Below are 11,301 nucleotides of genomic sequence, written 5' to 3'. Positions count from 1 at the left end.
CGCGTCGAGGTTGGTCCCATGGGGCAGGACACCCGCTACGTCGTCACCAATCTCGAGGGCGGTCGCGGCAAGCATCTTTACGAGAAGCTCTATTCCGCTCGCGGCCAGGCCGAGAACCACATCAAGGCGTGGAAGGCCCACCTCGCAGCAGACCGGACGTCGTGCTCGAAGGCGAACGCCAACCAGATGCGCCTGATGCTGCACGGCTGCGCCTACTGGACTTGGTGGAAGCTCCGCGCGGCTTGCCCAAAACGTTCACCATGGCGCCGCGCCCAGTTCGACACGCTGCGGCTGCATCTCGTCAAGCTGGCCGCCACCATCGTCGAAAAGAAGACCCGGATCATCGTGACCCTGCCGGCATCGTGTCCCCGAAAGGGACTTCTCCTCCTTCTCTTCGACGCCCTCGCCCCACCGAAAACAGCCTGACGCATGCGCCCCGACAAACCCAGAAACATCAACCCGTATCGCCCAAGACCCAAGTCACCGGCCGGCATGCCAACCGGACGCAAACACCGGGTGCGCGCAAGAAAACCGAGACCGGGGAAACCATCCCACGGAGCACAAGTCCGCAGCTTCATGAATTATGCGGGTTAAGTCTTTGATCTAGAATGAAATGGCGGAGAGACAGGGATTCGAACCCTGGGACCCCGTGAAGGGTCAACGGTTTTCGAAACCGTCCCGTTCGACCACTCCGGCACCTCTCCGCACAGGATCGTCGTGGCGGCTCCTTATGCAAATGTTCATGGTGCCGCAAGAGGACGCCGCGGATTTTTGCCGAGTTCGCCGCCAGGTCACCGAGACTCCGTAATATAAAGTAAAGCTTAAAGATCCTCCAGCCGTGGTGGCGAGCGATCAATGTCGGGTTCAAATTCTCTATGACTGCAGGCCGATCACGTTGACAGCGGGCGTGAGTTTGCTCTCATCGCCCTAGGTCCGTCAACGCGCGATGGAGAGTGATCTATCCGAGTGTCTGAGGTTCCAGTGTCTTTTCAAAGGCCGCGCTTGCCAAGCAGGTGGCTGGGAAGCTGCTTGTGATGTTGCCGGTGAGGAGAATGCGCTGCAAGAAGCGATTCTCAACCGTACACGCGTTCACTGGCAGATACGCACACGCTGCTTCAGGTGGATGACTTTCACGGGGATCCCGTTGTGACCAGGAAGGCGTCGGCCGGCGCGACACGGTGACGTCGATAATGAGTCGGGATGAGGTCCCTTTATCTCGTCAGAGCCGACTTGCTACAACTGACGCCTCCATCGTGAACATAAGCCTGTCGCAGGTTGACGCCGCTTGCTCCGCGTGGAATAGCAAACCAAGGCTGCAGGGAGACTTGCGGCCTAATTATTTTTTGGCATGCCCGAAGGGGCCGCAGTCCGAGGTTTCGCTCCATGTGGGGGCGGCGCGAACACCCCGAAAGGGGGGCCGTAGGGCGCGACAGATAGGAGGGGACGGAATGTTTGCCGTTCTGAAGACCGGTGGGAAGCAGTACCGGGTCGCCGAAGGCGATGTGCTTCGCGTTGAGAAGCTCGCCGCCGAAGCCGGTGAAAAGGTTCAGTTCAATGAAGTTCTGATGATCGGGGGCGACGAAGTCACCGTCGGCACGCCGACGATCGACGGCGCGGCCGTTCAGGCGGATGTGATCGACCAGATCAAGGGCGAGAAGCTTATTCACTACGTCAAGCGTCGTCGGAAGCACTCGTCGCAGCGCACGAAAGGGCACCGTCAGCAACTTACGCTGCTGCGTGTGACCGACATCATGCCGTCGGGCGGCACATCCACCGGTGTCAAGGTCGCGGTCGGCGCTGCCGCCGTTGCCGCGGCCGTCGGTGCTGTTGCAGCGGGTGCCGCCGCGGTCGCTGGATCGCGTGCGAAGCGTGATAACGACGCAGCTTCGAAACCGGCAAAGGACGCCGTCTCCGAGACCGCATCGAAGGAAGAGAAGATCGAGGACGCAGCGCTGGCCGGCACGAAGCCGTCCAACCTGCTCGACAGCGCGCGCAATGGCCAGCCCGACGACCTGAAGAAGATCTCCGGCGTTGGCCCCAAGCTCGAAGGGCTGTTGCACGAGAACGGCGTGTTCCACTTCGATCAGATCTCGGAATGGGGACCGGAGGAAGTCGCTTACATGGACGACCGGCTTTCCTTCAAGGGCCGTATCGAACGTGACGGCTGGATCGATCAGGCGAAGACTTTCGCCGCAGAACAGGAGTAATACGACATGGCACATAAAAAAGCCGGTGGTTCCTCCCGCAACGGCCGCGACTCAGCGGGCCGCCGCTTGGGCGTAAAGTTGTTCGGTGGCCAGCAGGCCGCTCCGGGCAACATCATCGTGCGGCAGCGCGGCACCAAGTGGTGGCCGGGTGAAGGCGTTGGCATGGGGCGTGATCACACGATCTTTGCCACCTCCGAAGGCGCCGTCACGTTCCGCAAGGGACTGAAGGGGCGGACCTTCATCAGCGTTCTGCCTGTGGCGGAAGCCGCAGAGTAAGCTGAACCTCGCATTGCAAATCGAAGGGGGATCGGCGATTGTTGGTCCCCCTTCGTGCTTTTGCGAATTATCCCGCGCCGACAGGATCCCGGATAAAGAGAACCCGGCGAGGGACACCAATCTCCGTAGGGGGGAGGCCCTATGACACCTCAACGCGCACCTATCCGGCTGGACATCGTTCAGACGGTTGACCAGCCCGTTATCGAGACGGATCGCCTTACGCTGCGCCCATTGCGGCGGTCCGACATGGGATTGATCGAACTCTACGCCGGCGACCGTCGCGTCGCAGAACAGACGCCCTCGATTCCGCATCCCCTGCCACCCGGCGCGATCGACGCCTTTGTGACGCGCGTGCTGGCGGGGCAGGGCGACGACCGGATTTGGGCGCTCGACGCGACAAAGTCGGGTATGGACGAACTTGTTGGCGCGGTCAGCCTCAAGGCACTTGATCGCGGCCAAGCGGAAGTGTCGTACTGGGTCGCGCCGTTCACCTGGAATACCGGCCTCGCGTCAGAAGCGGTGACGGAGTTGGTGACGGGAAATCCGCTGAAGTCCACTCAGGTCTTCGGCTCCATCTTTCAGGACAATCCCGCTTCGGCGCGGGTGCTGACCAATGCGGGCTTCGATTACATCGGCGACGCCGAATCCTTCTGCGTCGCCCGCGGTGCTGTCGTGCCCACCTGGACGTATATCAGGCAAATGAACCAGAGCGCCGCTTGAGCCGGCGTTCGATGCAAGCTATCGCGACGCCCTGACACTCCGGGAGATCATCCGATGAAGTTCCTCGACCTCGCCAAGGTCTACATACGCTCTGGCGGCGGCGGGTCGGGTGCGGTCAGCTTCCGACGCGAGAAATATATCGAGTTCGGCGGCCCTGACGGCGGCAATGGTGGCCGGGGCGGGGACGTCATCGCCGAAGCGGTCGATGGGCTGAATACGCTCATCGACTTCCGCTACCAGCAGCACTTCTTCGCCAAGTCGGGGCAGGGTGGCATGGGCCGTCAACGCACCGGTCGCGACGGGGACGACATCATCCTGCGCGTCCCGGTCGGGACCGAGATCCTCGATGAAGAGCAGGAAACCGTCATTGCCGACATGACCGAACCGGGTCAGCGGATCATCTTGGCCCAAGGCGGCAACGGCGGCTTCGGTAACCAACATTTCAAGTCGTCGACCAATCAGGCGCCGCGTCGGGCCAATCCGGGACAGCCGGGCGTGGAGCGGACGATCTGGCTTCGCCTGAAATTGATCGCCGATGTCGGGCTCCTGGGGCTTCCCAATGCAGGAAAGTCGACCTTTCTCGCGGCGACGTCCAATGCGCGTCCGAAAATCGCGGATTATCCGTTCACCACGTTGGTCCCCAATCTCGGCGTGGTGGGAGTGGACGGGACGGAATTCGTCGTCGCGGACATCCCCGGCCTGATCGAGGGGGCGCATGAAGGACGCGGGATTGGCGACAGGTTTCTCGGCCATGTGGAGCGGTCGGGTGCGTTGCTGCATCTGGTCGACGGCACGGCCGCGGACGTAGTTGCGGATTGGCAGACTATCGTCACCGAACTCGAAATGTATGACAAAACGCTTGCGGAGAAGCCGCGCCTGACGGTCCTCAACAAGATCGACGCCATTCCCGATGATGAACTGACGAAGAAGCGCACTGACCTCTCGGAGGCCGTTGGCGCCGAGGTGATGGCCATGTCCGGCGTCTCCGGCACCGGCGTGACGGAAGTGCTGCGGCGTCTGCGCGAAATGGTCGATCGCAAGGAGCCGGGTGAGTCCGGGCCAGCGGAGGAGGATGAGGGGGCGCCGTGGTCGCCGATCTGACGGCCGCGCGTCGGATCGTTATCAAGATCGGCTCGGCTCTTCTTGTGGATCCAAGCACCGGGCTTCGCTCTGAATGGCTGGCCGGCTTGGCCGCGGATGTGGCCGATTTGCGGAAGCAGGACCGCGAGGTCATCCTCGTCTCGTCCGGATCGATCGCGCTCGGCCGCGCAGCGCTCGGTCTGGTGCCCCCGCTATCGCTGGAGCAATCTCAGGCCGCTGCGGCTGTGGGGCAGATACGCTTGGCGGGTGCCTATGACGATGCACTGGCGCCGCTCGGTGTCACCTCGGCGCAGGTTCTCCTGACCCTCGACGATAGCGAGGACCGACGTCGATATCTCAACATGCGTGCTACGTTCGAGACGCTTCTGGGTCTCGGTTGCGTGCCTATCGTCAACGAGAATGATACCATAGCAACGGATGAAATCCGTTATGGCGATAACGACCGGCTGGCCGCGCAGGTCGCCGCGATGGCAGGGGCGGAAGTCTGCGTGCTGCTGTCCGATGTGGATGGCCTTTACACTGCCAATCCCGGCCTCGATCCGGCGGCCATACATTTGCCGGTCGTGGACGAGATTACGCCGGAAATTACCGCGATGGCGGGTGAGGGCATTTCTGGTCTGTCCAAGGGCGGCATGGTGACCAAGCTGATGGCGGCGCATATTGCGACGGAGTCCGGCTGCGCGCTGATCATTTCGCGCGGCGTCGACCGGCCGCTCAAGTCCTTGGCCGAGGGCGGGCGCGCCACGACCTTTACCGCCAAGGGCGACCCCCGAACGGCACGCAAGCGCTGGATCGCGTCGATGAAGCCGCGCGGCACGGTGGCGGTCGATCCGGGCGCGGCGAGTGCGCTGGCGCAGGGCAAGTCGCTGCTGCCCGCTGGCGTGACTTTTGTCGGCGGTGCATTTGGCCGAGGCGATCCTGTCACGATCGAGGGGCCGGATGGACGCGCCATGGGGCAGGGGCTCATCCGCTACGATGCCGAAGAAGCGCGTGCTATCCGCGGCTTGCGCTCGGGGGACATCGCCGCGCGGCTTGGCTATCCCGGACGCGCCGCCCTGATCCACCGCGACGACATGGCGATCCAGCGGGTCTGATGCTGAAGGATCCGTCACGTCTCCTGTACAACATGCAGGTTCGGGTGGGACCGGTGCGAAGCCGAAGCAAAGCACTTTTAAGGGATCTCGAAAGGCTTCCAGCCTTCGCTGGCGTGCCCGACCAAGGCGTCTCCGGGAACGCCCGATCCCAGTATCGACGCGAACGCACGGAGCCCCCTCAAACAGTTCTCCGACCTTTCTCCCAATATGGAATCCGCGGTTTCCGACAAAAGATCGAGCCGTCCTGCCGACGCAAAAACACCGCAGGTTGTGCAATGGTTGCAGCTTCGGCTACCCGACTTGGATACGCTCTCAAGTTGGCGTCAAGCAATACCGATATTATGATCAGCCTCAGACGGGCGAACGCGCGACCCGGACGAAAACAGCAGTTTACAGGACTTCCTTCATGACTTACCGCCCCAACCTCGTGCGCCGCACGCCATTTCCCGATAGCGTCAGCCGCGCCGTCGTGACGCCGTTACAGCCCTCGGTCGTCTATTCGTCGCCCGACCCGGATGCGCTCGACGATCAGTACGAGGGCCGGGCGAAAGGCTACACCTACGGACGCGAGGGCCATCCAAACGCGGACGTATTGGCGCAGATGATTGACCGTCTGGAGGGCGGGGAGGGCGGTATTGTCACCGGCTCGGGCATGTCGGCTGTGACGGCAACGCTGCTGGGCCTTCTGTCCGCGGGCGATCATATCGTCGGCGGCAACCAACTCTACGGCCGCAGCCTGCGGATGCTGACGCGCGACCTGCCCCGGTGGGGCATCACCGCCACACTTGCCGATCCGACCGATGTAGCCGCGATGGAGGCCGCAATCACTCCCGATACCAGGCTTCTTCTGGTGGAGGTCGTGTCGAACCCGACCCTCCGCATCGCCGATATGGCGGGGATCGAGCGGCTTGCGCGGGAGCGGGGCCTCATCCTCGTGGTCGATAACACGTTCACGACGCCCTACGGCTATCCCGCGTTCGTAAAAGGCGCGGACGTCGTCATTCATTCCGTCACCAAACTGCTGGCCGGCCATTCCGACGTCACGCTGGGCTACATTCTTGCGCGCGACCCGGCGCAGCGGACGGCAATCTACGACACGTTCGTCACTCTCGGCCTGACACCGTCGCCGTGGGATTGCTGGATGGCGGAGCGGGGGCTCTACAGCTTCGACATGCGTTTCGAGCGGGCGCAGACGAATGCGGCGGCGCTTGCCGAGGCTGTGGCGGACCACCCGGCAATTGCGGCGGTGATCTATCCCGGCCGGGCAGACCATCCGGATCATGCGCGGGCCCGGACGCTGCTCGGCGGACAATTCGGCAACATGCTCAGCTTTCGGCTGCATGGCGGGCGAGAGGCGGCGAATGCCCTGACCCGGGCCGCCCCGCAAATCGCCTTCGCGCCGACGCTGGGGGATATCGGTACGACCCTGTCGCACCCGGCATCGAGCAGTCACCGTGGGCTGACGGAGGAGGGGCGTGCGGAACTCGGGATCACCGAAGGCTTCTTCCGCGTTTCTGTCGGATGCGAACCGATCGACTTGCTCCGGAGCGACATCATCCGAGCGCTCGACGCGGTGGCGAAAGGCTAGCTGGCTGCGAGGTAGGGGCCGCGGCCCGTCTCGATGATTTCGAAGGCGAGATCCGGCGCTGCCTCGCGCACTTCCTGCCGGACAAGCTCGCGGTCGGGCAGGGTGGGCGCGTATGCAACGTAGTGGCCGGTAAATCCGAGAAGAGCCAACCGCTGCGCCACATCCACCGCGTCGAAGGCTGCCGACACGACGGGCGAGACAACAGCGATGACATCGCTCAGGCGGACGTTTTCTAAATCCTCGAACGGCGCGGTGACAATCTCCGCGCCGAGCGCTCCGAAAAGGCGCGAGGTCACGGAGCCTGCCTGCTCCGGTGTCATTCCGACGGCGAGGATGGCCGCACCTTTCGGACGCGCGTTTTCGCGTTCCGCCCCTTTCGAACGGGGCAGGTGCGACGATGCGGGTCGTCGACTGGTCATGAGCGCGTCCCTGTGGCTAGTGTCCCGTTCTAAACCGGGAAACTTGGCCCCCGGACGACTGCGTGATTGGAGATTTCCGATGACAAAACTCCGCCGGGGGGGCGCTTTGTTCCGAGGCACGACGAGTTTATCCCGGTCGCTATGCAAGGAGAGGATCTTCCCCGGATGATCTGCTCCGACCGATGATTCCCGGGATTCTGGACGCGTTGCTGGAGCCTGCCTTGCTGCTCGATCCTGCGGGGCGGGTGGCGATGGCGAATACCGCGGCGCGGGATCGGCTCGGGGTGTGGATGATGGGGCGTTCCTACATCAGTGTCCTGCGGCAGCCGGCTCTTCTGGCGCCGGTGGAGGATGCATACGCCCACGGAACGGAAGGCACCGCGCGCTTCACCCAGTCCTCGGGCGAGGTCGACACGCTCTACTCCGTCCGCGTCTCACCGATCCGTGCAGAGGGGGAGAGGCAGCGCCACGTCCTGCTGGTTTTCCGCGACGTGTCGGAACTGAATGCCGCGCCGACGATGCGGCGCGATTTTGTCGCCAATGTCAGCCATGAGCTCAAGACGCCCCTTACCGCTGTCATGGGGTTCGTGGAGACGCTTCAGGGTCCAGCGCGGGAGGATCCGAAAGGCCGCGACCGTTTTCTGGCCCTCATGGCGCAGGAGTTGAGCCGGATGAACAGGCTCGTCTCCGACCTTTTGTCGCTGAGCCGATTGGAAGGCCAGTCGCGGCGGCGCCCGACGGGGCGGGTCGACCTGGCGGAGCTGATCACCGACCTGATCGCCGCTTTGGAGCCCGGCGCGGCGGATAACGATGTGGATATCGAGTTCGACAGCCCGCCCACGGCAATGGCGCCGGGAGATCGCGATCAACTCACGCAGGTCGTCACGAATCTGGTCGAGAATGCGGTGAAATACGGCGCGCGTCCCGGCATCGTTACCGTCACGCTCCGTCGCGTGACGCGCGAGCCGGTCATCCGGGGTCCGGCCTGGCGCATTGCGGTCACCGATCGCGGCGCCGGCATTCCGCCAGAGCATATTCCGCGCCTGACGGAGCGGTTCTACCGCGTCGATACCGGCCGCTCGCGTGAGCAGGGCGGCACCGGGCTTGGCCTCGCAATCGTCAAACACATTATCAATCGCCATCGCGGACGCCTGCAGATCACCAGCGAATTGGGTAAAGGGACGACGGTCACCGTCACGCTGCCTGCGGAGGTGAATGCCTGACGTGAGGTCTCCGTGAGTGTTACAAAACGGTTACCAAACTGTCACAGAACACCAACACGGAATCCCTATTCAGCGCTTAAACCGGGGCCAAGGCGCATCCGGCCAAGCTTGTTCATGGACTAGGAGTGATCGTTGGCCTTCAATACAGGTATCGCCCCGACCACCGCTTCCTTACGAGGCGGCTTCTTCGCGGAAGCGCTCGATCATTCTATAGTCGCAGTACGTCACAATTCCCCGAACCCGATGCGAGCAAAATCCGCCGTCCGCCACCTCGCGCATGGCGGCATAGGGTCGTGATCGACTGGACGCCGAGGGCCGACCCTGTTTTTGTATCGCAGGCCTCCGGGGCGGTTATCGTCCCATGAATGTTCCTGCTTGTGACGCATCGTGCGGTGCAACTTCTGCGCCGCCTGATCGAACGCCGCTGGTAAGGAGGGTGGGGCCATGAATGATATGAGACTGACGGAGAGAGCGGTGGAAAGCCAGACGACCAAGATCACGGCGCGCGGCGTACAGGTCTATTATGCCGATACGCACGCCATCAAGGATGTTGACGTCGACATCTTGGACAAGACCGTCACGGCCTTCATCGGGCCCTCGGGCTGCGGCAAATCCACGTTTTTGCGCTGCATCAATCGGATGAACGACTCGATTCCGATTGCGCGGGTCGAGGGGGACATCCTGATCGACGGGCAAGACATCTACGATCGCCGTGTCGATCCGGTGCAGCTTCGCGCAAAGGTCGGCATGGTGTTCCAGAAGCCCAATCCGTTCCCGAAATCGATCTACGACAACGTGGCCTACGGGCCGAAGATTCACGGGCTTGCGCAGGACAAGGCGGACCTCGACGGCATCGTGGAGAACGCCCTGCGCCGCGCTGCTTTGTGGGAGGAGGCGAAGGATCGGCTGCAATCGCCGGGGACCGGATTGTCCGGCGGTCAGCAGCAGCGTCTTTGCATCGCACGCGCCGTCGCCACTTCGCCGGAGGTTCTCCTGATGGACGAGCCTTGCTCCGCGCTCGACCCGATCGCCACCGCCCAAGTGGAGGAACTGATCGACGATCTGCGCCAGAACTACTCCGTCGTGATCGTCACCCACTCGATGCAGCAGGCCGCACGTGTGAGCCAGAAGACGGCCTTCTTCCACCTCGGAAATCTCGTGGAATATGGCGAGACGGGCAAGATCTTCACATCGCCCGAGGACCCGCGCACCGAAAGCTATATCTCCGGCCGGATCGGCTGAGGAGGGGACAGATGATCAACAGCACGCATATCGCAAGCGCCTTCGACCGCGACCTCGAAGCCATTCAGGCGATGATCATGAAAATGGGCGGAATGGTCGAAGAGGCCATCGAAAACGCCACAGAGGCCCTGACCGAAGGAGATACTGAACTCGCGGCGTCGACGCGGCTGGCGGATAAGGAAATTGACGCTCTCGAAGAGAAGGTGAACGAGGAGGCTGCCCGCGTCATCGCCCTGCGGCAACCAATCGCCACAGATCTGCGTACCGTCCTGACCATCTTCCGCATCGCGGCGGCGCTGGAGCGCGTTGGAGATTACGCGAAGAACATCGCGAAACGCACGGAAATCATTTACGATCTCAGTCCGATCGAGGGCGCCACGCTGTCGCTTAAGCGAATGTCGCGCGCGGTTCAGATCATGCTGAAGGACGTACTCGACGCCTATATCCAGCGGGATGCGGATCTTGCGCTCGATGTCCGTGCGCGGGACGCCGAAGTGGACCAGATGTACAACGCGCTCTTCCGCGAGTTCCTGACCCACATGATGGAAGACCCGCGCAACATAACCGCCTGCATGCACCTGCATTTCATGGCAAAGAACATCGAACGGATGGGCGATCTCGTGACCGGCATCTCGGAGCAGGTGATCTATCTCGTGACCGGCGAGATGCCCGACGAGGACCGTAAGAAGGCGGATTACACGAGCACGGCCAGAGGCGGAGTGGTATCTTAAGATGTCCGTGCAACCCTCTGTTCTCGTTGTAGAAGACGAAGCTCCGCAGCGAGAGGTTCTGGTCTACAACCTGGAGGCCGAGGGCTACGGTGTCCTCCAGGCCGATAGCGGCGACGCGGCCATGTCGCTGGTGCGCGAGGATCATCCTGACCTCATCCTCCTCGACTGGATGCTGCCCGAGGTGTCCGGGATCGAGGTTTGCCGTCGCCTGAAGACCGCGTCGGAAACGCGCGGAATTCCGGTCATCATGATCTCGGCCCGGTCCGAGGAAGTCGACCGCGTGCGCGGCTTGGAAACAGGGGCCGACGACTACATCGTCAAGCCTTATTCCGTGGTCGAACTCATGGCGCGCATTCGAACGCAGCTTCGTCGTGTGCGTCCGTCCAGCGTCGGCGAGCGGCTGGAATACGATGACGTCGCCGTAGACACGGCCCAACATCGCGTGTTTCGCGCGGGAAACGAACTGCATCTCGGTCCGACGGAATTCCGACTGCTGACAACATTCATGGAGCGGCCGGGCCGTGTATGGTCGCGCGACCAACTTCTCGACCGGGTCTGGGGACGCGACATCTATGTCGACAGCCGAACGGTTGATGTCCATGTCGGACGGCTTCGTAAAGCATTACGCGGCGCCACCGGTACGGCGGACCCAATTCGCACGGTGCGGGGTGCGGGCTACGCACTCGGATGATCGAATCCA

12 protein-coding genes and 1 tRNA gene are annotated in these 11,301 nt (G+C 62.7%); 11 read left to right on the top strand and 2 right to left on the bottom strand.

The genetic code is table 11. The features are described 5' to 3' along the window. The coding region (locus JSE7799_RS16040; protein WP_144431761.1) for a transposase at positions 1–426 on the top strand (426 nt) is incomplete at its 5' end. A gap of 188 nt (positions 427–614) precedes the next feature. Here the strand turns inward: JSE7799_RS16040 and JSE7799_RS16035 are convergent. Next, positions 615–704, bottom strand: a tRNA-Ser gene (locus JSE7799_RS16035). Positions 705–1,448: 744 nt separating this feature from the next. On the opposite strand from JSE7799_RS16035, the gene JSE7799_RS16030 reads away from it, so the two are divergent. From JSE7799_RS16030 to JSE7799_RS16005, 6 genes are all read left to right on the top strand, one after another. Further along, the gene (locus tag JSE7799_RS16030; RefSeq protein ID WP_055664514.1) at positions 1,449–2,207 is read left to right on the top strand and encodes a 50S ribosomal protein L21; all 759 of its coding nucleotides are present in this window, start codon (positions 1,449–1,451) and stop codon (positions 2,205–2,207) included. A gap of 6 nt (positions 2,208–2,213) precedes the next feature. Continuing rightward, positions 2,214–2,483, top strand: a complete 270-nt coding sequence (rpmA, locus tag JSE7799_RS16025; RefSeq protein WP_055664513.1) for a 50S ribosomal protein L27 — start codon at positions 2,214–2,216, stop codon at positions 2,481–2,483. A 141-nt stretch (positions 2,484–2,624) separates the two neighbouring features. Then, positions 2,625–3,203, top strand: a complete 579-nt coding sequence (locus JSE7799_RS16020) for a GNAT family N-acetyltransferase (protein WP_083480641.1) — start codon at positions 2,625–2,627, stop codon at positions 3,201–3,203. A 54-nt stretch (positions 3,204–3,257) separates the two neighbouring features. Continuing rightward, positions 3,258–4,304 (top strand): GTPase ObgE, encoded by a 1,047-nt coding sequence (gene obgE, locus JSE7799_RS16015; RefSeq protein WP_055664512.1) that lies wholly within the window; start codon positions 3,258–3,260, stop codon positions 4,302–4,304. Beyond that, positions 4,289–5,398 (top strand): glutamate 5-kinase, encoded by a 1,110-nt coding sequence (proB, locus tag JSE7799_RS16010; RefSeq protein ID WP_055664511.1) that lies wholly within the window; start codon positions 4,289–4,291, stop codon positions 5,396–5,398. The genes obgE and proB overlap by 16 nt, the downstream gene beginning before the upstream one ends. A gap of 406 nt (positions 5,399–5,804) precedes the next feature. Continuing rightward, complete coding sequence (locus JSE7799_RS16005; protein ID WP_055664510.1) at positions 5,805–6,986, top strand: trans-sulfuration enzyme family protein; 1,182 nt, start codon at positions 5,805–5,807, stop codon at positions 6,984–6,986. On the opposite strand, the gene JSE7799_RS16000 is transcribed toward JSE7799_RS16005, so the two are convergent. Continuing rightward, complete coding sequence (locus JSE7799_RS16000) at positions 6,983–7,405, bottom strand: hypothetical protein (protein WP_055664509.1); 423 nt, start codon at positions 7,403–7,405, stop codon at positions 6,983–6,985. The genes JSE7799_RS16005 and JSE7799_RS16000 overlap by 4 nt on opposite strands. Positions 7,406–7,587: 182 nt before the next feature. Here JSE7799_RS16000 and JSE7799_RS15995 point away from each other — a divergent pair, with 182 nt between their 5' ends. The 4 genes from JSE7799_RS15995 (at position 7,588) to phoB (ending at position 11,292) form a co-directional block, all read left to right on the top strand. Continuing rightward, a complete protein-coding gene (locus JSE7799_RS15995; RefSeq protein WP_055664508.1) occupies positions 7,588–8,628 on the top strand; it encodes a sensor histidine kinase in 1,041 nt (346 codons plus the stop codon). 444 nt (positions 8,629–9,072) lie between these two features. Then, positions 9,073–9,870: a phosphate ABC transporter ATP-binding protein PstB gene (gene pstB, locus JSE7799_RS15990; RefSeq protein ID WP_055664507.1), complete on the top strand. Its 798-nt coding sequence runs from the start codon at positions 9,073–9,075 to the stop codon at positions 9,868–9,870. An 11-nt stretch (positions 9,871–9,881) separates the two neighbouring features. Continuing rightward, entirely contained in the window at positions 9,882–10,601 is a 720-nt protein-coding gene (gene phoU / locus JSE7799_RS15985) for a phosphate signaling complex protein PhoU (RefSeq protein ID WP_055664506.1), read from the top strand. A 1-nt stretch (position 10,602) separates the two neighbouring features. Then, positions 10,603–11,292 carry a phosphate regulon transcriptional regulator PhoB gene (gene phoB, locus JSE7799_RS15980; protein WP_055664505.1) on the top strand — a complete coding sequence of 230 codons (690 nt, stop codon included), beginning with the start codon at positions 10,603–10,605 and terminating at the stop codon, positions 11,290–11,292. Positions 11,293–11,301 lie beyond the last annotated feature (9 nt).

This window comes from Jannaschia seosinensis, from assembly GCF_001408515.1.
Lineage (GTDB): Bacteria > Pseudomonadota > Alphaproteobacteria > Rhodobacterales > Rhodobacteraceae > Jannaschia > Jannaschia seosinensis.
This window is presented reverse-complemented; position numbering and strand designations above follow the sequence as displayed.